Annotated in this window: 27 protein-coding genes and 1 riboswitch; of the genes, 19 read left to right on the top strand and 8 right to left on the bottom strand. The window is 39.5% G+C overall.

Going from position 1 to position 24,594, the window contains the following annotated elements:
* Positions 1 to 4: 4 nt before the first annotated feature.
* The 12 genes from ACWITO_RS03495 (at position 5) to ACWITO_RS03550 (ending at position 11,085) form a co-directional block, all read left to right on the top strand.
* Positions 5 to 1,834, top strand: a complete 1,830-nt coding sequence (locus ACWITO_RS03495; RefSeq protein ID WP_448528620.1) for an ATP-binding protein — start codon at positions 5 to 7, stop codon at positions 1,832 to 1,834.
* 70 nt (positions 1,835 to 1,904) lie between these two features.
* On the top strand, positions 1,905 to 2,498 hold the full coding sequence (locus ACWITO_RS03500; protein WP_448528621.1) for a PsbP-related protein: 594 nt from the start codon (positions 1,905 to 1,907) through the stop codon (positions 2,496 to 2,498).
* A 45-nt stretch (positions 2,499 to 2,543) separates the two neighbouring features.
* Positions 2,544 to 3,080, top strand: coding sequence for a DUF420 domain-containing protein (locus ACWITO_RS03505; RefSeq protein ID WP_448528622.1), 537 nt, complete (start codon positions 2,544 to 2,546; stop codon positions 3,078 to 3,080).
* Positions 3,081 to 3,099: 19 nt separating this feature from the next.
* On the top strand, positions 3,100 to 3,438 hold the full coding sequence (locus ACWITO_RS03510) for a YbaB/EbfC family nucleoid-associated protein (RefSeq protein WP_448528623.1): 339 nt from the start codon (positions 3,100 to 3,102) through the stop codon (positions 3,436 to 3,438).
* Positions 3,438 to 4,163: a 2-phosphosulfolactate phosphatase gene (locus ACWITO_RS03515; RefSeq protein ID WP_448528624.1), complete on the top strand. Its 726-nt coding sequence runs from the start codon at positions 3,438 to 3,440 to the stop codon at positions 4,161 to 4,163. The genes ACWITO_RS03510 and ACWITO_RS03515 overlap by 1 nt, the downstream gene beginning before the upstream one ends.
* Positions 4,164 to 4,229: 66 nt before the next feature.
* On the top strand, positions 4,230 to 6,269 hold the full coding sequence (locus tag ACWITO_RS03520) for a thioredoxin domain-containing protein (protein ID WP_448528625.1): 2,040 nt from the start codon (positions 4,230 to 4,232) through the stop codon (positions 6,267 to 6,269).
* 44 nt (positions 6,270 to 6,313) lie between these two features.
* Positions 6,314 to 6,634 (top strand): hypothetical protein, encoded by a 321-nt coding sequence (locus ACWITO_RS03525; protein WP_448528626.1) that lies wholly within the window; start codon positions 6,314 to 6,316, stop codon positions 6,632 to 6,634.
* 64 nt (positions 6,635 to 6,698) lie between these two features.
* Positions 6,699 to 7,724 (top strand): DHH family phosphoesterase, encoded by a 1,026-nt coding sequence (locus ACWITO_RS03530; RefSeq protein ID WP_448528627.1) that lies wholly within the window; start codon positions 6,699 to 6,701, stop codon positions 7,722 to 7,724.
* A 44-nt stretch (positions 7,725 to 7,768) separates the two neighbouring features.
* Entirely contained in the window at positions 7,769 to 8,719 is a 951-nt protein-coding gene (locus ACWITO_RS03535) for an FKBP-type peptidyl-prolyl cis-trans isomerase (protein WP_448528628.1), read from the top strand.
* Between the two features lie 27 nt (positions 8,720 to 8,746).
* Positions 8,747 to 9,679: an FKBP-type peptidyl-prolyl cis-trans isomerase gene (locus tag ACWITO_RS03540; RefSeq protein ID WP_448528629.1), complete on the top strand. Its 933-nt coding sequence runs from the start codon at positions 8,747 to 8,749 to the stop codon at positions 9,677 to 9,679.
* A gap of 14 nt (positions 9,680 to 9,693) precedes the next feature.
* Positions 9,694 to 10,260: a nitroreductase family protein gene (locus ACWITO_RS03545; protein WP_448528630.1), complete on the top strand. Its 567-nt coding sequence runs from the start codon at positions 9,694 to 9,696 to the stop codon at positions 10,258 to 10,260.
* 105 nt (positions 10,261 to 10,365) lie between these two features.
* The gene (locus ACWITO_RS03550; RefSeq protein ID WP_448528631.1) at positions 10,366 to 11,085 is read left to right on the top strand and encodes an NAD(P)H-binding protein; all 720 of its coding nucleotides are present in this window, start codon (positions 10,366 to 10,368) and stop codon (positions 11,083 to 11,085) included.
* A 10-nt stretch (positions 11,086 to 11,095) separates the two neighbouring features.
* Here the strand turns inward: ACWITO_RS03550 and pth are convergent, their stop codons facing one another.
* Together pth and typA are read right to left on the bottom strand one after the other, a co-directional pair.
* Complete coding sequence (gene pth, locus ACWITO_RS03555) at positions 11,096 to 11,665, bottom strand: aminoacyl-tRNA hydrolase (RefSeq protein WP_448528632.1); 570 nt, start codon at positions 11,663 to 11,665, stop codon at positions 11,096 to 11,098.
* Positions 11,666 to 11,671: 6 nt separating this feature from the next.
* Positions 11,672 to 13,474, bottom strand: a complete 1,803-nt coding sequence (typA, locus tag ACWITO_RS03560) for a translational GTPase TypA (RefSeq protein WP_448528633.1) — start codon at positions 13,472 to 13,474, stop codon at positions 11,672 to 11,674.
* A 254-nt stretch (positions 13,475 to 13,728) separates the two neighbouring features.
* Between typA and ACWITO_RS03565 the strand changes: the two genes are divergently transcribed.
* A complete protein-coding gene (locus ACWITO_RS03565; RefSeq protein WP_448528634.1) occupies positions 13,729 to 14,403 on the top strand; it encodes an acetoacetate decarboxylase family protein in 675 nt (224 codons plus the stop codon).
* Here ACWITO_RS03565 and radA read toward each other — a convergent pair.
* Entirely contained in the window at positions 14,387 to 15,757 is a 1,371-nt protein-coding gene (radA, locus tag ACWITO_RS03570) for a DNA repair protein RadA (protein WP_448528635.1), read from the bottom strand. The genes ACWITO_RS03565 and radA overlap by 17 nt on opposite strands.
* Before the next feature lie 206 nt (positions 15,758 to 15,963).
* Positions 15,964 to 16,063: riboswitch (TPP riboswitch) on the top strand.
* A gap of 80 nt (positions 16,064 to 16,143) precedes the next feature.
* Between radA and ACWITO_RS03575 the strand changes: the two genes are divergently transcribed.
* The 4 genes from ACWITO_RS03575 to ACWITO_RS03590 are packed head-to-tail and all read left to right on the top strand — an operon-like array spanning position 16,144 to position 18,842.
* Positions 16,144 to 16,869 carry a class I SAM-dependent methyltransferase gene (locus ACWITO_RS03575; RefSeq protein WP_448528636.1) on the top strand — a complete coding sequence of 242 codons (726 nt, stop codon included), beginning with the start codon at positions 16,144 to 16,146 and terminating at the stop codon, positions 16,867 to 16,869.
* Entirely contained in the window at positions 16,869 to 17,924 is a 1,056-nt protein-coding gene (locus ACWITO_RS03580; protein ID WP_448528637.1) for an AIR synthase family protein, read from the top strand. The genes ACWITO_RS03575 and ACWITO_RS03580 overlap by 1 nt, the downstream gene beginning before the upstream one ends.
* 11 nt (positions 17,925 to 17,935) lie before the next feature.
* Positions 17,936 to 18,562: a thiamine phosphate synthase gene (locus tag ACWITO_RS03585; RefSeq protein WP_448528638.1), complete on the top strand. Its 627-nt coding sequence runs from the start codon at positions 17,936 to 17,938 to the stop codon at positions 18,560 to 18,562.
* Between the two features lie 4 nt (positions 18,563 to 18,566).
* Positions 18,567 to 18,842, top strand: a complete 276-nt coding sequence (locus tag ACWITO_RS03590; RefSeq protein WP_448528639.1) for a Trm112 family protein — start codon at positions 18,567 to 18,569, stop codon at positions 18,840 to 18,842.
* On the opposite strand, the gene ACWITO_RS03595 is transcribed toward ACWITO_RS03590, so the two are convergent.
* From ACWITO_RS03595 to ACWITO_RS03615, 5 genes are all read right to left on the bottom strand, one after another.
* Positions 18,839 to 19,153: a DUF6787 family protein gene (locus ACWITO_RS03595; RefSeq protein WP_448528640.1), complete on the bottom strand. Its 315-nt coding sequence runs from the start codon at positions 19,151 to 19,153 to the stop codon at positions 18,839 to 18,841. The genes ACWITO_RS03590 and ACWITO_RS03595 overlap by 4 nt on opposite strands.
* A 15-nt stretch (positions 19,154 to 19,168) precedes the next feature.
* Positions 19,169 to 19,945 (bottom strand): nucleotidyltransferase domain-containing protein, encoded by a 777-nt coding sequence (locus ACWITO_RS03600; RefSeq protein WP_448528641.1) that lies wholly within the window; start codon positions 19,943 to 19,945, stop codon positions 19,169 to 19,171.
* A complete protein-coding gene (locus ACWITO_RS03605; protein WP_448528642.1) occupies positions 19,945 to 20,736 on the bottom strand; it encodes a (Fe-S)-binding protein in 792 nt (263 codons plus the stop codon). The genes ACWITO_RS03600 and ACWITO_RS03605 overlap by 1 nt, the downstream gene beginning before the upstream one ends.
* Positions 20,737 to 20,742: 6 nt before the next feature.
* Positions 20,743 to 21,405 (bottom strand): DedA family protein, encoded by a 663-nt coding sequence (locus ACWITO_RS03610; RefSeq protein ID WP_448528643.1) that lies wholly within the window; start codon positions 21,403 to 21,405, stop codon positions 20,743 to 20,745.
* Between the two features lie 67 nt (positions 21,406 to 21,472).
* Positions 21,473 to 22,237, bottom strand: coding sequence for a segregation and condensation protein A (locus ACWITO_RS03615; protein ID WP_448528644.1), 765 nt, complete (start codon positions 22,235 to 22,237; stop codon positions 21,473 to 21,475).
* Positions 22,238 to 22,396: 159 nt separating this feature from the next.
* On the opposite strand from ACWITO_RS03615, the gene ACWITO_RS03620 reads away from it, so the two are divergent.
* Together ACWITO_RS03620 and lpxA are read left to right on the top strand one after the other, a co-directional pair.
* A complete protein-coding gene (locus tag ACWITO_RS03620; RefSeq protein ID WP_448528645.1) occupies positions 22,397 to 23,794 on the top strand; it encodes a bifunctional UDP-3-O-[3-hydroxymyristoyl] N-acetylglucosamine deacetylase/3-hydroxyacyl-ACP dehydratase in 1,398 nt (465 codons plus the stop codon).
* Positions 23,791 to 24,594 (top strand): acyl-ACP--UDP-N-acetylglucosamine O-acyltransferase, encoded by an 804-nt coding sequence (lpxA, locus tag ACWITO_RS03625; RefSeq protein ID WP_448528646.1) that lies wholly within the window; start codon positions 23,791 to 23,793, stop codon positions 24,592 to 24,594. Before ACWITO_RS03620 ends, lpxA begins: the two co-directional genes overlap by 4 nt.

Consider the following 24,594-nt stretch of genomic DNA (forward strand, 5'->3'; position numbering starts at 1 on the left):
AAAATTGCTGGTTCTCGCATTGCTATTGCTATGTAATGCAAAAACATTTTCCCAAGACATAGGTATAGGTAGCGAATACATACACCTTGCCCGCAAACGTATAGATAGCTTACAAAAACTTTTAGAAAGCACGCGTTTAGATACCGAAAAAGTAAATTTGCTAAATCTTATCAGCAAGCAATACCGAGTTGTTGATGAGTTTCAGTCTTATATTATAGCTACTGAAGCTTTGGAAAAAGCCGAAAAACTCCGATTCTGGAAAGGAATAGCCGAAAGTTACATCAATTTGGGTTTTATCAATGCCGAACAGGGTTTGCAAGATTTGGCAGTAGAAATGTACGAAAAAGGAGCTGAAGTTGCAGAAAAAAATAACCTTGCCAAACAGCAAATTTATTGCCTCAATGGCATTGCGGTCATTTATTGGGAACGCCAAAAATATCACGAAGCCCTTAGCATATTTTTCAAAAATTTAGCTTTGCAAAAAAAATTAGGATTGGAGCAAGATATAGCCGTTTCTTACAACAACATCGGACTCATTTACAACGATTTCAAAGAGCCTGATTCTGCTCTGAAATATTTGCTCAAAGCAAAAGCCATTCGAGATAAATACCATTTAGAGGAAAGAAGCATAGCCACCCTCAACAATTTGGGAATAGCCTATTTACAGAAAAAAAATTTGGACTCGGCTCTTTTTTATTCGCTACAAAGCCTGCAATTAGCTCGCAAGTATGCCCAAAAGCGTAGAATTAAAGAAGCCTCTATCACCCTTGCCGAAATTTATGAAGCCAAAAAAGACTATCCCAATGCCTACAAATACCTAATGCAACATAAGCAAATCCGTGATACTATTGAAAAAGCGGACAAATCCTCTATCATTGCAGAAGAAAAACGCAAAAGAGATTTGCAAAAACGCGAAGCCGAAATCGCTATGCATCGCCAAAACGATTTGTTGCAAAATATCATTTATTTGCTGGTAATTGTATTTTTTGTAGCCCTCACCATTGCCGCTATTCATAGAGCCAAACGTATCCAACGCTTTTCGCAGACACTCCAACAAAAAAATGATGAAATCAACTCCCAAAAAAATACCATAGAACAACAAAATGCCGAACTTCTGGCTCTCAACGAAAATCTGGAAGTTATCATCAAAGAGCGTACCCAAAAACTATCGCAAGCGAATCAGGAACTGGAAACGTATATGTATCGCTTCGCTCACGACTTGCGAGGTCCGCTTACGACAATGATGGGCTTGTGCCTGCTGGGTAAAATGGATAACCCTAACGATAATACGCATAGCATTTTTGACAAAATCCATTTTACGCTTACCAAAATGGATTCTCTGCTGAGGAAACTTTCTCAACTTTACCAAATCAATCATTACGAGGTTAGTCCGCAAAGAATTGCCATAAAACAATTTACCTCTGAAATTTTGGAAAGGGTTTGTCGGAAGTGGAATATTGAGCGAGAAAAAGTTATTTTTACGTTTCAAGGCATCAGCGATATTAGCACAGACGCATTTCTTTTGGAAATTTCTTTGGAAAACATTTTGGAAAATGCCCTTATTTTCTCAAAAGGCGAGCCAATTTCCATAGACTTTTTTGCAGAAAAACAGAGAAAAAATTATCTCATTCGCATCAGCGACAAAGGGCAAGGGATACCTACTTATTTACATTCCAAAGTTTTTGAGATGTTTTTCAGAGGCAATGAAAATTCGCAAGGCAACGGATTGGGGCTTTATATGGTAAAAAAATCCATAGAAAAACTGCAAGGTTCTATCACACTCACAAGCGAAGAAAATCAATACACTTGCCTTGAATTGTATTTGCCCCTCTGATTTTTTGTTTTCCCAATCAAATTTTATACTTTTGCGATACCCAAAAAAATCATATTTTCTGCTTACACTTATGAAACACCTTTCTTTGCTTCTACTTTTTTTAAGCCTTTTTGCTTGCAAAAATCAAGACAAAAAAAACAATACTCTGACCAAAGATAGTACGCAAGCCTCTAAAATTCAGCCTGATACTACCGAACTGGCTACCCCTGCCCATTTTACTATTGAAGAAGAGGATTTTGTTATCAATTTCCCTGCTATGCCTGTACGCGTAGAAGATTCTACCGATAGAGATGTAGAATATTCGGTACAAATGGGCGATTCGGTAAATTACATTCTATATTTCCGAGATTACAAAGAAGGGGTTATTCAAAAAATGGGGGCAAAAAAGTTCTTACAAAATCAGGAAAAGCAAGTAATTGATAAAATGGGCTTCCCACAAGAAGAAATTTTTGAAAATAAAGAAATTGAAATCAGCGGCTTTCCTGGTATTTCTCTAAAAGCAGGTAGCCAAAAAAATAGCTTTTTGGTGTATCGCATTTATTTGGTGGGTAATCGTTTGTATCAGTTGGGTATTTCTCATACCAAACGCAATCCTACCGAAGAAGAGCAAAAAAATTTTTTGGACTCTTTCCAACTTAAAAATAGCAAAGTTTCAAGGTCTTGAAACCTTTTGAAGGCTTTCTTTGTTTTGTATCAAAAATTTTCAGCTATGCAAACCGAAACTACCAAACCTCAACTGCTTAATAAAACTTTGGTAAATGTATTTTCCGTTGCTATTCCTGTGGCGGTAGCAGTGCTTTTGGGTATTCGTATCAAAGTAAATTTAGGTGAATGGACAAAGTTTCTGCCACATCTGAACGCTATTATTAACTCCTTGACCTCCATTTTGCTTATTTTAGGACTTATTTTTATTAAGCAAAAGAAAATCAAAGCACACCAAAACGTAATGCTTGCCTCCTTTACGCTGGGTAGTTTGTTTTTGGTAACTTATGTATTGTATCATTTTTCTAACGAAAGCACGGTTTATCCCGATAATGGCTGGAAACCTCTGTATTTATTTGTACTCATTAGCCATATTACGCTTTCTATTGGGGTAGTACGCTTTGTGCTTTTGGCTTTGTACTATGCCTTGCAAAAAGATTTTGCCAAACACAAAAAAATGACTAAAATCGCTTATCCTGTTTGGTTGTACGTTTCTATTACGGGTGTAATTGTGTATTTGATGATAAGTCCGTATTATTCTTAAAACTTAATGCACTGAAAATATGAATTTCAATTTGGGCAATTTGGTGGGTAAGGTAAAAGAATTGCAAACCAAACTTCAAGAAGCTCGTGAAGGGCTAAAATATATTTCGGCTACTGCCGAATCAGGGGCGGGACTTGTGAAAGCCACCGTAAATGGCAACAGACAAGTAGTAAGCATAGAAATTGATAACGAACTCATCAAACCCGAAGAAAAAGAAATGTTGCAAGACCTGATTGCGGCGGCTGTCAATAAAGCTATGCAAGAAATTGAAAGTAAAATCGCCGAACACTTTCAGAATGTAGCAGGTGGTATTATGCCTGATATGCCCAATTTAGATTTTGGAAAATTTGGTCTTTGATGCCTACCCTTGAAGTTTGTCTTTCTCCGAACTTGCTTCCTTTGCATACGCTCACGCATAAAACCGTAGTAGTGGTAGATATTTTGCGAGCTACTTCTTGTATGGTTACGGCTATAGCTTGCGGAGTAGAAAGCATTTTGCCTTTGCAAGATATTGAAACTTGCCGAGCAATGAAAAGCCAAGGTTATTACATTGCCGCCGAAAGAGACGGAAAGCAAGTAGAAGGCTTTGATTTAGGAAATTCGCCTTTCAGCTATATGGAAAAGCATCTGATAGGGCAAAAAATAGCTTTTACTACTACCAATGGCACGCAAGTTATCAAACTTTCCGAAAATTCGGAACAAATCATTGTAGGAGCATTTCTGAATTTATCCGCAGTAGCCAGCTATCTTGCCGAGCAGAAAAAAGATGTGCTGGTAGCTTGTGCAGGTTGGAAAGGAAACATAAATGTAGAAGATACACTTTTTGCAGGAGCTTTGGTAGATATTTTAGCCTCTCAAAATTTTACAATTTCCAACGACTCGGCTCTTTTGGCTCAACCTTTATACCAAAAAAACCAAAGCGATTTGCTCGGTTTTGTAAGTCTTTGCTCTCACGTACAACGCCTGAAAAATTTAGGCATACAAAAAGATATTGAATTTTGTTTGCAAAAAGACGTGTATGACGTTGTACCCGTACTACAAAATGGCAACTTAGTAAAACTAACTTCACAAATAGCTTCTTAACACAACACTCATAGCTATTTGAGCCTAATTCTGCTTCAACGTAAATACTTATCAAATTTCAAAAAAATGAACGCACTTGCTCGCGAAACCAGCCCTTATCTACTTCAACACGCTCATAATCCTGTAAATTGGTATCCTTGGGGCAAAGAGGCTTTGCAAAAGGCTTTGCAAGAAGATAAACCTATCATTGTAAGCATTGGTTATTCTACCTGCCACTGGTGCCACGTTATGGAGCGAGAAAGTTTTGAAAGCAAAGAAATCGCTGATATTATGAATCAATACTTTGTGTGTATCAAAGTAGATAGAGAAGAACGCCCTGACGTGGATAATATCTATATGGACGCCATTCACGCTATGGGTTTGCGAGGTGGCTGGCCTCTGAATGTATTTCTAATGCCCGACCAAACCCCTTTTTATGGAGGTACTTACTTCCCGCCTCAAAATTGGAAACATTTGCTCTTGAATATAGCCACCGCTTTTCAGAAAAATCGGGCGGAACTGCTGGAATCGGCTCGCGAGTTTTCTCAATTTCTCAACCAAAGCGAAGTACAAAAATATGGCTTAAAACCCCAAAACTCACCAAATACTTTCGCCGAACTAGAGCAAATGTACCAAAATCTTGCCAAAAACTTTGATGGCTTGCACGGCGGTATTGATAAAGCCCCCAAATTCCCTATGCCAAGCATTTGGCGTTTTTTGTTAATGTACGCTTTTCTGACTAAAAATGCCGAAGCCGAAAAACATTTACATCTGACTTTGCAAAAAATGGCTTTCGGTGGTATTTATGACCACTTGGGCGGCGGCTTTGCCCGCTATTCGGTAGATGCCGAATGGTTTGTGCCTCATTTTGAAAAGATGCTCTACGATAATGCCCAACTGCTCACACTATACGCCGAAGCCTATCATTTTAGTAAAAATCCTATTTACAAAGAAGTAGCTTACGAAATTTTTGAATTTGTGCAAAGGGAGCTGGAAGCAAGCGAAGGGGGATTTTTTTCTGCTCTTGATGCCGATAGCGAAGGGGAGGAGGGAAAGTATTATGTTTGGAAAAAAAGGCATCTTGTAGAAATTTTGGGCGAGGATACAGAACTTTTTTGTGCCTACTACAACGTTTTGCCACAAGGCAATTGGGAATATGCCAATAATATTCTGTACAAAACGCTCAATGACGAAGAATTTGCCCAAAAACATCAAATTCCTTTGCAAGAGTTGCAGGAAAAAGTCAAAAAATGGAAAGCCACTTTGCTCAAAATTAGGCAAAAACGAGTAGCCCCCGGACGCGATGATAAAATTCTTACTTCTTGGAACGCTCTGATGATTAAAGGACTTATAGATGCTTACAAAGCCTTTGAGGACGAAGAATTTTTGGCAACCGCTCTGTACCATACAGAGTTTTTGCTGGCAAAACTATACAACGCACAAGAAGGATTTTTGTATCATACATTTAGCTATAAAGCCAATGAAGCCAAACAAAGAGCTTTTTTAGAAGATTATGCTTGCACCATTGAGGCACTCGTAGCCCTGTATCAGGCAACTTTTGAAAAAAAATATTTGTTTTTGGCTCAAAAACTTTGCGATTATACATTGCAAAATTTTTACGACTACAACGAAGGAATGTTTTTCTATACCGATAGCTCTGCCGAAAGGCTCATTGCTCGTAAAAAAGAGATTTTTGATAATGTAATTCCTGCTTCCAATTCCATAATGGCTCATAATTTGTACTTCTTGGGCATTTTGCTTGAAAAGCAGAACTATCAGGAAATAGCCATAGGCATACTATCGCAAATAAAACAACTTTTGCTCAAAAATGCGGAATTTACAGCCAACTGGGCTTTGCTTTTTACCTATACGCTTACACCCACAGCCGAAGTCGCAATTATTGGCGAAAACTACAAAGAAGCTTGCAGAAATCTGGAAAAATATTTTTTCCCCAACAAGGTACTTGCCGCAAGCCCCGATGCTGATGCAGAAATTCCTCTTCTGGAAAACCGAACGGCAATCCATAAGCAAAGCACTTTTTACGTTTGTTTCAATAAAGCCTGCCAATTGCCTACACATCGCCACGAGGAGGCTTACAAACAACTTTTGCAAAGCCTGAAACTTTGATTTTCAGCTAAAAACTTGTAATTTTGCCCAAATTTGATTTGCGTATGAACGTTTGGCTTGTTTTCTTAAATCCCGCAATCATCACCTCTGTTTTAGTGTTTTCTATTCCTTTGGTAGCTATTATAGGCGGCTATTACGTAAAAATAAAGCGAATGGAATTGGAAAAGGGGGGAGTTTCAGAAAAAGACCGCAAGAATATTGATTTTCTTTTGCAAGAAAATGAGCGTTTGCGTCAGCGAGTTGAAAATTTAGAACAGATTATCACGAGCATAGAACCCGACTTGCTTTCGCTCAGACCGCTTCAAAAAGAAAACGACCTACAAAAACAAGTAGAGGAATTGGCACGTAAGCTACGAAACGAGTAATTTTTTCAGAAAAAGTTGTTTTTCGGATTGAATTTTTGCAACTTTGCGTTCCAAATTGGCAGTGATGGAAAATGTAAGTCAGTTGAAGGAGTTTTTAGCCACACCTAAAAATATCGTTATTACTACACACTACAAACCTGATGCAGATGCTTTGGGTTCATCTTTGGGGTGGGCGGGGTATTTGAAAAAATTAGGACACAATGTAAAAGTTATTTCTCCAAGTGATTACCCCAAGTTTTTGCATTGGATACCCGGCAACGAAGAAGTGCTTATTTACAATCAAAAAAATACAGCCGAAATAGAGCAGATTGTCAAGAAAGCAGATTTAGTTTGCTATTTAGATTTTTCTTGCTATCCTCGTTTAGAAGAAATTGCCCCCGTATTTCAGCGTGTGAATGGTTCAACAAAAACTTTGCTCATAGACCACCACATCAACCCTTCTATTCAGCCTACTTTTAGCTACCACGATATCAAAGCCGCCGCAACTGCCCAACTCATTTACGAACTCATTGGCGAGCTGGGTGATAAAGATAAGATTGATGTACCCATTGGTGAGGCTCTTTATGCGGGCATACTTACCGATACAGGTTCTTTCAAGCACCCTACTACTACCCGTAGAGTTCACGAAATTGCAGGCGAACTGATTGACATTGGCGTTAATACTACCAAAGTCCATAATCGTATTTACGATAGCAATTCGGAATTGAGGTTGCGTTTTTTAGGCTATGTACTCAGCCAAAAACTCAAAGTATTGCCCGAATTGCGTACTGCCTACATTACCATAACGGCTGATGAACTCAATCGCTTTCATTCGCAAACAGGCGATACCGAAGGAGTTGTAAATTATGCTCTTTCTATTGAAGGCATTGTACTCGCCGCCATTATGATTGATAGAGGCGAAAATATAAAACTTTCTTTCCGCTCTGTGGGCGATTTTTCGGTAAATGACCTTGCCGCTGAATACTTCAATGGTGGTGGGCATAAAAACGCCGCAGGAGGTACTTGCTATTTGAGCCTACAAGAAACCGAAAAGAAGTTTTTAGAAATTATTGAAAGCAAAAAAAATGAACTTTTGAGCGTGCAAATGTAAATTAGAAACTTTATCATATACAAACCCTTTCAACCGAAAACTCTATGAACCGCCATCAAAATCTACTTACCTTTTTTGCACTAATTCTTGCTTTTTTCGCTTGTGAGAAACCTCGTAAAAACGATAAAAACGAAGAAAGACTTCCTTCGGGGGTGATATTTCAAATTCTTGAACGCAACCCCAAAGGCGAAAAACTCAAAGAAGGTGAGTATGCAATGATACATCTTATTAGCAAATTGGATACCTTTGAAGTAGATAATAGCTACAAACGTGCTTTGCTGGATTCTTCTTTAAGAAATGGTTTCTCTATACCTGTCAAAGGAGAAAAAGGTTTGCCTACCGAAGTATTACCCTTCTTGCAAATAGGCGATAGTGTAAAAATTAAGGTTTCTTTGGATACTTTGGTAAAAAAATACCCATTCTTTGACCAATTTGCCCAAGAAATGCAAAGACAAGGCAAAAAGAATGTTTATTTTGAATATTGGGTAAAAATTACAGGCAAGAAAACCAAAGAGCAGGTCCAAAAAGATGCCCAACTCGCCGAACAAAGACAACAAGAAAATTTGAAAAAGAAAGAAGCAGAAGAAGAAAGCAAATTAGAAGCCTATATCAAAGAAAACAAACTTGAAATGCAAAAAACGGCTTCGGGGCTTTACTACAAAATTACCAAAACGGCACCTGAAAATCCCCAAGCCAAAGCATACGATACCGTGTATGTACATTACACTGGCAAATTTTTAGATGGCAAGGTTTTTGATAGCTCACTCAACAGAAAAGAGCCATTGCAGTTTGTTCTCGGAATGGGTAGCGTTATCAAGGGCTGGGACGAAGGTATTGCCCTACTACGCAAAGGTGAAAAAGCCCAACTGCTTATTCCTTCAAAATTAGCCTATGGTGCAATGGGCGGCGGAGAAACTATCCCTCCTTTTTCTACCTTGCTTTTTGAAGTAGAATTGATAGATATTAAACCCAATAAAAACTTAAACCAAAAGTAAATCTTGGTATAAATTTTCAGACTTCCAATGAGACACTTGAAAACGAATATTTTTATCGCTATTATAGGCTTGATAGTGCTTTTTGCCTGCAAACGCAAAGACCCTAATGCCGACTTTTTGGCAGAGCAACTTGCTCGCAATGAGCAAGAAATTCAGAGCTACATTGCCCAAAAGGGTTTGCAAATGCAAAAAGATGAAAATGGTATTTATTACCAAGTATCTGGCACACCTCAAAGCAGAACACCCGATACCACTTTCCGCCACGTCATTATCAAATACGAAACACGTCTAATTCCTTCGGAAACACCCATTGATACCAACTACAAACTATCAGGAAACAAAACGCTTACGGTTGCTCTGCTCAATCCCACAGGCAACAGCAGAGCCTTGATTACTCCACGTGGTATTGATATTTTCTTGCAACTGGGTAAAGAAAAAATGTTCAAAGGGCAAAAAGCTATCTTACTGATGAACCACACTTTGGGTTATGGTACAGCTTCTTCGCCGTTTTTGCCACCTTATTCAGCTATTCGTGTAGATTTGGAACTGGTTGATTTGAAAAGCGAAACTGAATTTATCGCAGAAAAAATTGCTGAACTCAATTTGCCTGTTACACAAAATAAAGATGGCGTAATTTTTAGCCTTACAGACGTAGGCACTACCGACTTGATACGCGATTCTTCCACAGTAACCGTGAAATACATTGGACGCCGAGTGATTGATAATACCATTTTTGATGCAAGCCAAAGTTTTACTTTCAAACCTATCGGCAATGTTATTAACGGCTGGCGAGTGGGTGTGCCACTGATGAAACGCGGTGAAAAAGGTTATTTGTTTATTCCCTCTAACCAGGCATACAGAGGAACAGGCTCTACCAATCCAAGAACAGGAGCTTTTGTCATTTTCCCTTTCGACCCCATTTATTTTGAAATGGAAATCCTTAACGTTAGCAACGACTAAGTAAAAAAACAGCTATGGAAATCAATCAAATTATACGCAACAGACGCTCCACCTATCCCGAACAATTTGAGGTGGGTAAAAAAGTAGATGATGCTATCATTTGGCAAATGCTTGAAAATGCTAATTGGGCTCCTACGCACAAAAAAACAGAACCTTGGCGTTTTGTGGTTTTTACAGGCGAAGGACTAAAAAAACTCGCCGATTTTCAGGCAAATTTGTATAAAGAAAAAAATCAGGGGGAGGCTTTTAATGAAAAAACCTACCAAATGCTTGCTACCAAGCCGCTCAAAGCCTCGCATATCATTGCTATTGGAATGAAAAGAAACGAACAAGTACCTGAAATAGAGGAGATTGAAGCCGTAGCTTGTGCCGTTCAGAATATGTATCTTACTGCCGCCGCTTACAATGTAGGAGTGTACTGGGGCAGTGGAGGCATTACGTATTATCCCGAAGCAAAGCCTTTTTTTGGTCTTGGCGAAAATGATAAGTTTTTAGGTTTCTTGTACGTGGGACATATCACCAAACCCTCTCCCGATAGCTCTCGCAAACCAATTCAGGAAAAAGTTACTTGGGTAGAGTAAGTTTCTGGCAATAAATTTCTTTACAAGTTTAGCTTTTTCGCAAAAAAATTGTTATATTTGCAAGCTATTTTTATGAAAAAGTGCTAATTCAACCAAGTTGTTCTAATGGGCTGTTCGCATAAAAAAACTGCCTTACTCGTAGGTGCTACGGGTTTGGTAGGTTCTCTCCTTTTGGAGCAAATGCTTGCAGATGACTACTATCAGGAAGTTATTGTTCTTACCCGCAAGCCTATACCTCTGCAACACATCAAACTCACCCAACACATTATTGATTTTGAAAATTTGGAGGCTTATGCTCATCTTATCAAAGCCAATGATGTGTATTGCTGTTTGGGAACCACTATCAAGAAAGCCAAAACCAAAGAGCAGTTTTATCAAGTAGATTTTGTGTATCCTACTGAAATTGCCAAAATCGCAAAATTCAATGGTGCAAGTCACTTTTCCATAGTTACTGCTATGGGAGCGTGTAAAAGTTCTACTTTTTACTACAATCGGGTAAAAGGCGAAGTAGAGGAAGCCATTGAGCATTTACAATTCAAAAGTACGCATATCATTCGCCCTTCTTTGCTTCTTGGCGAAAGGTCGGAATTTAGATTGGGCGAAGAAATAGGCAAAGTAATAGCCAAAGGACTTGAATTTATGATGGTGGGAGGATTGAAAAAGTATCGCCCCATAGAAGCCAAAGCCGTAGCCGTAGCAATGTACCAACTTTGCAAAGATGCCTGCAAATTGCAAGGAGGCTTTAAGGTTTTTGAATCTTCTTTCTTACAAACCATCTACGACGAAGAACGTTTCGCAACGTATGCCACCTCGCAGGCTTCTTAATCTGATAGCTTTACCCTTTACTATTAAACTTATTCATTGCATTGCTAATGCCTTCCAAGCAAAAAGTGAGTACCGCTTGGGAAGCAGTTTCTAAAATTTGTGGCAACTCTTTTTGCTCATCGACAGAAAAAGGACTAAGTACATATTCAGCTTGCATACCTTTGGGATAATTGTTGCCTACCCCTATACGCATACGAGCATATTCCTGACTTTGAAGTACCTCTTGAATATTTTTCAGCCCATTGTGTCCGCCATCGGAGCCTTTGCTACGCAAGCGAATTTTTCCAAAAGGTAAAGCCACATCATCAGTGATTACCAAAATATTTTCCTGTGGAACTTTCAGTTCTTGTTTCCAATAATTTACCGCCCTACCACTCAAATTCATATAAGTAGAAGGCTTGATGAGAAAAATATGTTTGCCTTTATGCTTAAAATCGGCAACATCGGCGAGGCGGTCGGTTTTGAAAGTAGCTTCTTGCATAAAAGCAAGTTTATCAACTACCATAAAACCAATGTTATGCCGAGTAAGAGCATACTCCAAACCAATATTGCCGAGCCCTACAATAAGAAACTTTTGCATAGCTACCTAACTAAACTCTTTTTCCATTCTTTTTCTTTCGTTTTCATCAAGATAGATTTTACGCATACGAATAGCCGTAGGCGTAATTTCTACGTATTCATCTTTCTGAATGTACTCCATAGCCTCTTCTAATGAAAACTGCACTTTGGGGGTAATCTTTACGTTTTCGTCAGAGCCAGCGGCACGCACGTTGGTAAGTTTTTTGGCTGTCTGTACATTCACAACCAAATCGGAGCCACGTGTATGTTCGCCAATGATTTGCCCACCATACACTTCTTCGCCGGGGTCAATGAAAAATTTACCTCTATCTTGCAGTTTATCAATAGAATAAGCCGTAGCGGGACCTGTGTCTTTGGAAATCAGCGAGCCACTGGTACGCTCAGGAATATCGCCTTTGTAAGGTTCGTAACCAATAAAGCGGTGTGTCATTACGGCTTCGCCTTGGGTAGCAGTAAGCACCAAGTTTCGCAAGCCAATCAGCCCACGAGAAGGAATTTTGAACTCCAAATGTTGCAAATCGCCTTTGGGCTCCATTACCATAAGCTCACCCTTGCGTTGGGTAGCAAGTTCTATTACTTTACCTGCTACATTTTCAGGAACATCAACTACAAGGGTTTCAATGGGTTCGTGTTTTTGTCCATTGATTTCCTTGAATAGTACGCGTGGCTGTCCTACTTGCAGTTCGTAGCCTTCTCTTCGCATTGTTTCAATGAGTATGGAAAGGTGCAGAATACCTCTTCCATAAACAATAAAGGTATCTTCGCGGTCGGTAAATTCTACACGCAAAGCAAGATTTTTTTCAGTTTCTTTGAGCAACCTATCTCGCAAGTGTCTTGAAGTTACAAATTTGCCATCTCTACCAAAGAAAGGCGAGTTATTGATAGTGAAAAGCATACTCATTGTAGGCTCATCGATAGCTATACGCGGCAGAGGTTCAGGGTTTTCTATATCGGCAATGGTATCACCGATTTCAAATTCTTCTAGACCAATTACGGCACAAATATCTCCTGCCTGTACTTTTTCTACACTGGCTCGGTTCAAGCCCTCAAAGGTTTGCAATTCTTTCACACGCATCTTTTTTACAGAGCCATCAGCTTTGCACAAAGCTACTTGCATACCTACGGCGATTTCGCCTCTATACACACGCCCAATGGCAATTCTGCCCAAAAAGTTAGAATAATCCAAAGAAGTAATTTGTAGCTGTAAAGAACCTTCTTGGGTTTTGGGGGCTGGTATAACTTTCAAAATGGTATCCAGCAGAGGGGTAATATCGGTGGTAGGTTGTTTCCAATCATAGCTCATCCAACCTTGTTTGGCAGAGCCATAAAGGGTTACAAAATCCAATTGGTCTTCATTTGCCCCTACGTTAAACATCAAATCAAACACGGCTTCGTGTACTTCATCGGGGCGGCAATTGGGTTTATCTACTTTATTGATAACCAAAACAGGCTTCAAACCCAACTGAATGGCTTTGGTAAGCACGAAACGTGTCTGAGGCATAGGACCTTCAAAGGCATCTACCAAGAGTAATACACCATCAGCCATTTTCAAGACACGCTCTACTTCGCCACCAAAATCGGCGTGTCCGGGGGTATCTATGATGTTGATTTTGGTATCTTTGTAACGAATAGAAACATTTTTGGAAACAATCGTAATACCACGCTCACGTTCCAGCTCGTTGTTGTCTAAAATCAGGTCATCAAATTGTTGATTTTCCCTGAAAAGTTTGGCAGAATGAATCATTTTATCCACGAGGGTAGTCTTGCCGTGATCTACGTGAGCAATAATCGCAATATTTCGGATATTCATAGGGGGTTATATTTTTGAAGGTGCAAAGATACAAAAAAAGACGAAACCTTGCTTTCTTGTTTGCAGTTTTGTGAAAGAAATGATAGATTGTGTGTTAAAAATACGTATTTTTCAGGTTTATTTGCAGTGGAAACAGGAAACAAGAAGCAGGAAACGGGATTTTAGACATCTGAATGAAGTAGAGCTTTAACTTCAACTTTTGAACCTTTGAACTTCTAACCTTTGAACATAAAAATCCTTCAAAATCTTAATGTATGGATAACATACTTTCTATTATTGCCCGACCACCTTGGAGCCTGCACGGCAAAGGTTACATCTTACTTTATCGTTTTGAAAAAGAATTTGTTGAAAAAAACGGCTTTCTACCCGAAGGTTTATTAGGAAAATTCAGGGGAATTGTGGGCAGTGTAATGCTCGTGGATTATAGCGATTCACCTGTGGGAGCATATCAGGAACTTTTGTTTATCCCCGGACTTTTTCAGTTCAAGCAGAGAAAGGCTTTTCATATTTCCAAAATTTATGTTTCTACTTACGATAGTGTGTATAATGGCATAGAAAACTGGGGAATTCCCAAAGAACTGGCGGATTTTCGTTGGGAAAAAGCAGAAAAGGGATTTGAACGTTTCGTAGTAGAAAAGCAAGGTAGAAACTTTTTCAGTGCCGAACTCAAAGCATTTGGCATACCTTTTTATATCAATACAGCTTGGCTACCTTTTCATTTTTATCAGTGGCGAAGAGGAACGCTCCTCCACACCACCCCGCAAGGCAAGGGCTGGGCGAAGCTCTGTAAAGTGCAAAATATTCAGGTTCATTCCGATTTATTCCCCGATATTAGCAAGCAGAAACTTCTTGCCGCTATTTCAGTACCACATTTTACAATGAATTTCCCCGAACCCAAGCAGGAAATGCTTCTCAAAAGATTGCTCTGAATACCTCGTCAAGTTTGCTCATAGCCTTGATTTGAATTTTGAACTGCGAGGTCTGTAAGCCTTTCAGGTTGTAGCGGGAAATAAAAATAGTTTCAAAACCTAACTTTTCAGCTTCGCTGATGCGGTTTTCTATTCGGCTAATAGCTCTAATTTCTCCTCCCAAACCTACCTCGGCGGCAAAGCAGATTTTTGGCGAAATGGGAATATCTTCATACGAAGACGCAACCGAAGAGCAGACGGCTAAATCAATGGCAGGGTCTTCTATTCGCAAACCTCCTGTAATGTTCAAAAAAACATCTTGTGTGCTTAAACGAAAGCCCCCTCTTTTTTCCAAGACAGCTAGTAGCATATTGAGGCGTTTGTTATCAAAACCCGTACTGCTGCGTTGAGGTGTTCCGTAAGTAGCAGGACTTACCAAAGACTGCACTTCTATCAGCAGAGGTCGGTTACCTTCCAAAGTTGCTCCGATGCTCACACCACTCAAAGTTTCTTCTCGTTGCGAAATCAGAATTTCCGAAGGGTTGCTTACTTCGCGTAAGCCTGTGGCGAGCATTTCGTAAATACCCAGTTCGGAAGTAGAACCAAAGCGATTTTTGGTGGTACGCAAAATGCGATACGCTAAATGTCTGTCGCCTTCAAATTGCAGAACCGTATCTACCATATGCTCCAAAACTTTGGGACCTGCCAATGTGCCTTCTTTGGTGATGTGCCCTATCAGAAAAACAGGGGTAGCAGTTTCTTTGGCAAATTTCATTAGTTCAGCCGTACATTCACGCACTTGCGAAATACTACCCGCCGAAGATTCAATAAAAGCCGAATGAAGCGTTTGAATGGAATCAATCACTACTACATCAGGCTCTAAATTTTCAATTTGCTTGAAAATATTTTGTGTAGAGGTTTCACAAAGCAAATAACATTCTGCACCTTTTTGTTCCAAGCGTTCTGCTCTCATTTTTATTTGCTGTTCGCTCTCTTCTCCCGAAACGTACAAAACTCGCTTTCCCTGCAAACCCAAAGCAATTTGAAGCATTAACGTAGATTTTCCGATACCCGGCTCGCCACCAATAAGCACCAAAGAGCCTGCTACGATACCTCCTCCCAAAACTCTGTTGAGTTCTTTATCGCAAGTAAGCAAGCGAGGTTGTGCTTCAAAATCTACTTCAGCAAGCAATTTGGGTTTATTACTGATTTTGGTGGAAGTGCTACTTTTCCATTCTCCTTTCGTAGGCTCGGTTTTTTCTACAATTTCCTCTACAAAGGTATTCCACTGCTGACAAGAAGGGCATCTGCCCAGCCACTTCGGCGACTGATAGCCACAACTCTGACAAAAAAAGGTCGTTTTTGTTTTTGCCACTGAATAATGCTTTTTTGAGCCTTGAAAATACAAATATTTTAGCAATTTGCATAGTGCTATAAATTTTCAGATAAAGTTTTCATCAGGATAAAGAGCCGTTGCAAAAAATACAAATCTTGCGGTAAGTGTTAAAATTGAAAAGGCGTAGTTAAAAATATTCTTTCGCTTTGGAAACTTTTTGCCTTTAAGTTTAGTTTTTAGGGAAAATCATTGCAACGGGGTGCTCTGATGATTTTCAGGGCTGAGAACATACCCGAAAAACCTGATTTGGATAATGCCAACGAAGGGATTGCAAATTGAATTGTATTATTGGGAAACATATTCAATAGCTATCGCCCTTGTTGGTCTGACAAGGGCGATTTTTTTATTTGTAAATCATAGCAACAATGGAAAATAGCAACAACAAACAACTTACGTTAATTCCTGCTCATTGGCAAAGCTGGCAAAACCGCCCCGAATGGTTCTTCAACAGAGAGCATACCGATACCTACGAACTCTGGTACGAAGGGCGATATAAAAGAGCAGAAATTTGGCAAAAAAAAGTAATGGAGCAACTCGTTTCCAAAGATAAACGTATCAAAACACTTTTAGAGTTTGGCTGTGGTACGGGGCGTTTTACGCGTTGGTGGAAAGATATTGGCATAGAAGCCACAGGAGGGGATATTTCGCCTTTAATGCTTTCGCAAGCATTGCAACTTTTTGAGGGCGACCTTGTAATGGCAGACTCTCATTATATGCCTTTCAAAGACCATACCTTTGATGCTCTGGCTTTCATTACCACTTTTGAATACTACAAAAAGCCCGTGCAGGTAATACAAGAAGCCGCCCGAGTTGCTAAATATGGAATAGCTATGGGTATGATGAATCGGAACTCTTTGAAAGTAGTTCGCAGACGCATACAGCAATTTTTTGGCAAAAATCCATTTTATGTTACTGCTACTTTTTACACCCCCCAAAAACTCATCAAAATCATTGATGAGGCTTTGAAAGGAAGAAGTTACAGCATAGAATGGACTTGTACAGGCTTGCCAAAATGGTTTCCTGTTCAGCAGTGGGGAGTTCCTTATGGCGATTTCTTCGGTTTATATGTTCAATTTAATGATGTAGCATAATGGCAAAGCATTTAGGAAAAGTTGAGCTAAATTTTTTGGAAAATGTCATACAATTGCAATGCGGAGCAGAGCAGGCTTTGGTGCAAATAAAACCACAATTTGGAGTAGATGTTGCTCTCATTAAGCTATCTGAAAACCAAGTAATGGCAATTACCAGCGACCCTTTGTCCCTTATTCCTTCCTTGGGTTTGGAAGAATCGGCTTGGCTTTCGGTGCATCTGATAGCCAACGATATGGCAACCACAGGCTTTGCACCAATGTTTGCTCAAATGGTACTCAACTTGCCTGCTTGGCTTTCAAAAGAGGATTTCAAAACTTATTGGGGGTATATTCATCAATTCTGCAAAGAAATAGGAGTAGCTATTACAGGAGGACATACAGGATTTATTGAAGGACAAAACTCTACCATTGCAGGCGGGGGTACTTTTTGGAATTTTTGCCCCGCAAGCCAAGTGCTTACTTCTACACAAGCTCGCGAAGGAGATGTGATTATAGTTACCAAACAGGCGGCTATTTCATCAGTAGCAATTTTAGCAAAGAGTTTTCCGCAAACACTTGAAAAACACTTGGGTAAAGAAACTCAGCAACAAGCCGCCTCACTATTTTATGAAACTTCTTCTTTGAAAGAAGCAATGTTGGCAAGCAAGGGAGAGCCTAAATCAAGAGGCATTTCTGCTATGCACGATGTAACCGAAGGAGGTGTATTGGGGGCTATTTATGAAATGGTTACCGCCGCAGATAAAGGTGTTTTGGTTTATGATGATAAAATTCCTGCAAATGAAGTAATCAGAAATGTTTGCAGTCTGTTTGATTTGGACTATCGGTATTGCGTAGGAGCAGGGGCAATGATAATAGCTTGCCAACCCGAAAAAGCCCCCGAAATTATCCAAAGCCTACAATCTGAACATATTGAGGCAACAGTGATAGGTGAAATTAAGCCTAAAAACTTTGGCAAAAAATTACTACAAAACGAACAACTGATAGATATGCCCTATTTTGATACAGACCCCTACTGGGGAGCTTTTTTCAAAGCGTATCAGAACGGCTGGAAGTAAAATTCTTGAAAATGAAGAAGGATATTTATCTGATAATTGACCCTGCCAAACCCCTATCTGAATTGCTAAAAAAATTGGCTTCTGCTTTGCAAGAAAAACTCTATGCTCTGCAAATCTGGGATAACTTTGTTTCAGAAGAGCAGGCAAAGGAAATTATACCTGCAATAGTTTCTATGTGTTGGCAAAAAGATGTTCCTGTACTTATCAATAATCGCTGGAACTATTTATCGCAATACGATAGTTTAGCAGGCGTACATTTTGATAAAATACCCCCAAATTGGGAGCATATCCGAAAATCTTTACCCCCCAATACACTTTTGGGCATTACTGCCAACAACGATTTGCGTGTAGTGGAGTGGGCAGAAAAAGAGCAGTTTTCTTACATTTCGTTTTGTTCAATGTTTCCTTCCCTCACTGCCAATAGTTGCGAACTGGTGCAGTTTGAAACTATCTTGAAGGCAAAATCCATAAGCAAACTACCTATCTTTTTGGCAGGTGGTATTTCTGTGGATAGATTGCCACAATTAAAAACCATTCAGGAATATTTTGACGGATTGGCACTTGTTTCAGGAATTATGAGTGCCGAAAATCCGCTGAAAGCAATACAAACCTATTGTAAAGAAATTCAAACTTGGTAAAATTATGCGAAAAAATACCATTCAAAAACTCTGCTGTCCTTTTGATAAAGCTGATTTGGAACTTACAACTATCCTGCAAGATACCCAAGAAAATATTTTAGAAGGTTGGCTTTTCTGCAAGCAGTGCCAAAGAAGCTATCCTATTGTAAAGGGAATTCCTATTATGAACCCTGATGAATATAGAGAGTTTTCATTAGAAAAACCATTATTTGAGCGTTGGCAAAAACAACTGCAAGGCAAAACTTTTGAAAATTTCAGACTGGTAGCCAAAGAAGGTTAGTCTTGTTTCTTTCGCCAAAAAAAGAACAATCTACCAAATAACCGATTGACAAAAAGCCAAAAAAAACTAAATTGCCCAAATACGAAGCCGTACATTAGCAAAAGCACATTATACAGAGGCAAAATCAGCACAATCCAAGTGATTATCCTCTGCCAAGTAGGCGTTTGCTCATTGATGTTTAGGACATTGTAGATAGGTTTTTTAAGAAAAAGAATAGTAAAACCCGTGCAAGCAAAAACTATCAGTATCACAAGCACTTGCCAAGCACTTTTTACTTTCCAGCGTTCTTGAAGTTTTTGTATCCAATTCATTTTTTTCAATTTACACTAAAAACAATGCCAAACTTCCTGCAAGGTTTCTTTGAATAAAATATTGAGTTGGTTGGTATCAGGGGGCAAAGATTTTTCCAAAGTTCTCACATAATCGTTGAAAAAAGCAAGTTTTTGTTCAATAAAATGGTTGAGAATAGAAATTTGAGGGGCTAAATCTAGCTCCTCACCTGCCATTTTTCTTTCCAAAAGTCGTAAAATTTCTACTTTGAGGGCTTCATCTTTCACTTGAGTATCCAATAGCTTTGCAAATTGTATGGGTGGCATAGTTTTTTCGTGATAAATCCATTCGCAAGCCAAAAGAGGACGAAGCACATAAAAATATTTCTTTACTCTCACCACCTCTTTCTGCAAATAATCTCTATAATTCCCACCTGCCATATGCAAATAATGATGCAAGCAAGATTTGGGATTGAAATAAATCTGTTGTAAGGCTCGCAATTGGCTAGCAGTGGTGTATTTTTCAGCATACACCATAGGACTTTGCAACCATTCTAAAAGCGGCGGATTAGATTTTCTGAAAAGACGCAAGGCTTTTTTGAGTTCCCAACCTGCAAGGTCTATATTATTGGGTAAAATTTTTTCCAGATTGTCTTTATATTCCTCTATTTGCAAGTACCAATCGAGCGGGTGAATGTACAGAAATCTTACGTCCCAATCACTATTGGTGGAAGCAAAGCCCCAAGCCCTGCTTCCACTTTCAACAGCATAAAGGATTTTTATGTTATGGCTTTGCTCAATGTGGGCAAGTTCTTTCTGTATTTCGTCTTGCATTATTCCATAGACTTTTCTATGAGCTCTGCCAAATCATACACTTTGATTTCGGCTTCTTTTTCTTTGTTTTTCACGCCGTCAGTCATCATTACCATACAAAAAGGACAAGCCACAGCAATAGCGTTGGGGTTGGTTTCCAGAGCATCTTCAATGCGTTCAATATTTACATCTTTATTGCCTTTTTCAGGTTCTTTGAACATTTGAGCTCCACCAGCTCCACAGCAAAGCCCTTTGCTTCGGCTACGTTTCATTTCTACAAGTGCTACGTCCAGAGCCTCTAGCACTGCCCGAGGGGCTTCGTAAATATCGTTGGCTCTACCCAAATAGCAAGAGTCGTGATAGGTGATGCGTTTTCCCTTAAATTCGCCCCCTTCTTTGAGCTTGATACGCCCTTCGTTGATGAGTTGTTGCAAAAACTCGGAATGATGAATTACTTCGTAGTTGCCTCCTAATTCAGGATATTCGTTTTTGAGCGTATTGAAGCAATGTGGGCAAGCCGTAACAATTTTCTTTATACCATAATTGTTGAGGGTTTGAATATTGGAAATAGCTTGCATCTGAAAGAGAAACTCGTTGCCTGCTCTGCGGGCAGGGTCGCCTGTGCAATTTTCTTCTGTGCCCAGTACAGCAAAATTGATATTGAGTTTATTGAGAATTTTAGCAAAAGCAATTGTAACTTGCTTGTAGCGGTAGTCAAAACTACCTGCACAACCCACCCAAAAAAGAACATCGGGGGTTTTGCCTTCTGCGGCAAGCTCTGCCATTGTAGGTACTTTGTAAGTGGTTGCCATATTCGTTTATGCTTGATTGTTGTCTAAAACTTCTTTTTTGCTTTCTTTGTTTTGTTTTTTGAGCCTCAAATATCCCTTGATAAGCGTAAGGGTAGTAATTGCAAGGAAAAATAAAATTACGTATTCTACATAATTGACCATAGCAGGAAAAGCGTGTCCGAGGTAGTAGCCTCCTAAAACCAGCAATCCTGACCACATCAAAGCTCCAATAATATTGTAAATGGCAAAATACGCAAGAGGCATTCTTGCCATTCCTGCCAGTAAGGGAGCAAACGTACGAATAATGGGAAGGAAACGCCCAATAACTAGAGCCTTACCACCATTTTTATCAAAAAATGCTCGGGTTTGCTCAATGTATTTCCGTTTGAAATACCAAGTTTCCTTACGATTTTCAAAGTTCCTGCCCACCAATTTACCAAAACCATATCCCGAAAAATTCCCTAAAACTGCCGAAGCGAAAATTCCACCAAATACAATCCAAATATTTCCACCCAAATACTTATCGCAAAGCATACCCGCCAAAAATAGGAGATAATCGCCGGGCAAGAAAAAACCAAAAAACCAGCCTGTTTCTAGATATACTATCAAAAAAACCAAAGCCAAACCACCCCTGCTGATAACCTCTTCGGAATTGGTGAGTGTTTGTATGTATTGCCAAATAGTTTCCATAGATTTAGATTTGTTGGGTAAAATTGAGTGCCAAAATTGAAGTAATTGATTTACAAAACGTAAATTTTCAAACCTGAACTTCTACAAGTTCTTGGGGTTCGTAGGGTTTTATCCAAAAGCTATTGAAGTCAAGCCCTACGTATATGCTGATGCTTCCTTCTTGCAACATTTCTAAAATAGCCAAAAATGTATAAATGAAATATATTTTGCTCTGATTTTCACTGATGATGTCTTCAAAATCAAGTCTTTTTTCGGTATTTAGGCGTTCGAGCAAATGCTTTTTCTGTCTTTCAATGCTATAAGGATATTGCAAAACGGTATGTTGCCCTGTACGAGCATTGTTTTTGAAGCGTTCTGTTACTTTTTCATAAACTTTGAGCAGTTTGTAGAGGTCTATATCTTGCAATTCGGTTTCTACACTGCTCACGGCGGCAATTTTTTTAAGTTCAGCGATAATATTGCCGCGAGCTTCTTTTTGTAGGCGTTCCTCTTCCAGCTTGGCAAGCTCACCTACAATGCCTTTGTATTTTTTATACTCTAAAAGGTGTTTAATCAGTTCGTCGCGAGGGTCAATTTCATTGCCTTTTTCATCAATTTCGGGGCGAGGCAAAAGCATTTTGGCTTTAATTCTTACGAGTGTGCCTGCTACTAAAATAAATTCGCTGGCGACTTCAATGTTCAATTTTTCTAAATGATGAATATAGTCCAAAAAGTCTTGGGTGATTTTGGAGATAGGAATATCGTAAATATCCAGCTCATCGCGTTCAATAAAAAACAGGAGCAAATCAAAAGGTCCTTCAAAAAGGGGGAGTTTGATTTCAAAAGTTGCCAAGCCACTGAAAATTTTTGAGCGAAATTAAGAAAAATTCCTTTTGTAGGTGCAAAAAGCCCAAAAAATTCTTTTTTCGTTCCTTTTTTGAAATTCTAAAAAAGTAATATCTTTGCCCCATTGTAGTTGCTAAACTTATCTACTTGCTAAAATTATTCAAAAATGTTTTACAAACAGCATACGCTCTCGAAGTCGGTCAGTGTAACAGGTGTGGGGCTTCATACAGGCAAAAATGCAACAATGACCTTTCTACCCGCCCCCGCAGGCACAGGAATTGTGTTCAAGAGAATTGATTTGGAGGGCTCACCCACTGTACAAGCAGATGTAGATAATGTAGTTGATACTTCAAGAGGCACTACCATAGAGCAAAATGGAGCAAGAATTTATACCGTAGAGCATACCCTTGCGGCACTTGTAGGTTTGCAAATTGATAATGTTGTCATTGAAATAGATGGTCCCGAGCCGCCTATTTTGGACGGCAGTTCTATGCAGTTTATTCGTATCCTGAAAGAAGCAGGGCTTACGGAGCAAGACGCTGTACGCAATTTTTACTATGTCCCCGAAAATATCACTTACACCGACTCGGCAAGAGGCGTAGAACTTACCGCCAAGCCCGCTTACAATTACGAACTGCAAGTTACCGTAGATTACAACTCCGAGGTTTTAGGCATACAAAAAGCAGAGCTTTCTAAAATTGAACATTTTGAAACCGAAATAGCTTCTTGCCGTACTTTCTGCTTTCTGCACGAACTTGAAATGCTCTACAAAGGGGGGCTTATCAAAGGAGGTGATTTGAGCAACGCTATCGTGATTGTAGATAAAGAAATGCCCGAAAATGAGCTAAACCAACTTGCTCAACTTTTAGGCAAAACCTCTGTAAAAGTTGATGTGCAGAAAGGTATTCTCAACAACGTAGAGCTACATTTTAGCAATGAACCCGCCCGACACAAATTGCTGGATTTGGTAGGTGATTTGGCTTTGGTTGGCAGACCGCTCATTGGGCATATACACGCCTTACGCCCCGGGCACGCCGCCAATGTAGAACTTGCCAAACGCATCAAAGCCGCTATCAAAAAGAATAAAGATAAGCAAGGAATGGTATATGCGGCTGATTTGCCTGCTATCAAAGAGGCTGTACAAATAGAGGCAATGCTACCGCATCGTATCCCTTTTTTACTCATTGATAAAATCTTGTACCTTGATGATGTGTCGGTAGTCGCTTTGAAAAATGTTTCTATGAACGAGTGGTATTTTCAAGGACATTTTCCAAATAACCCCGTAATGCCCGGCGTTTTGCAAGTAGAAGGACTTGCCCAAACGGGTGGCATATTCGCTTTAAGCACTACCGAAGAACCCTCTAATTATTGGACTTACTTTTTACGCATAGATGAGTGCCGTTTTCATCAGAAAGTAGTTCCCGGCGATACAATCATTTACCATTGTGTTCTTACAACTCCTATTCGCAGAGGTATTGTAAAAATGGACGGCAGAGCCTATGTAAATGGTAAATTGGTTTGTGAAGCCAAATTAACAGCAAGCATTACTCGTAAAGACAAATGATTAGCAATTTAGCCTACATTCACCCCAAAGCCAATATTGGCAAAAATGTAACTATTGAGCCTTTTGCTACTATCTACGAAGATGTAACCATTGGCGATAACACTTGGATTGGCTCAAATGCTACCATAATGAATGGTGCAAGAATAGGGCAAAATTGCCGTATTTTTCCCGGTGCCGTCATTGCCGCCATTCCCCAAGACCTCAAATTTAATGGCGAATACTCTACCGCCGAAATTGGCGATAACACCACTATTCGCGAATGTGCCACTATCAATCGGGGAACAGCTCATAGCGGAAAGACTGTCATTGGAAGTAATACGCTGGTGATGGCTTATGTACACGTAGCCCACGACTGCTTTATTGGCAATAATTGCATTTTGGTAAATGCCGTACAAATGGCAGGACACGTCATTATGGACGATTTCGCTATCGTAGGCGGAACTGCCGCCATTCATCAGTTTACACGTATAGGCACACACACAATGGTAGCGGGTGGCTCGCTGGTACGCAAAGATGTACCTCCTTTTGTAAAAGCAGGTAGAGAGCCTTTGAGCTATGCGGGTGTAAATTCTTTGGGCTTACGCCGTAGAGGTTTTTCCAACGAGCAAATTATGCTTATCCAAGATATTTACCGAACTATTTTTCAAAAGGGTTACAACACTACTGATGCTATTCAAAAAATTAAAGAAGAATTTCTGCCTTCACAAGAACGCGATTTGATTATCAATTTCATTGAAACCTCCGAAAGAGGTATCATCAAAGGCAGTAGCAGTAGCGATAAATATACTTTTGAACTCTAA

Source organism: Raineya sp. (assembly GCF_053497555.1).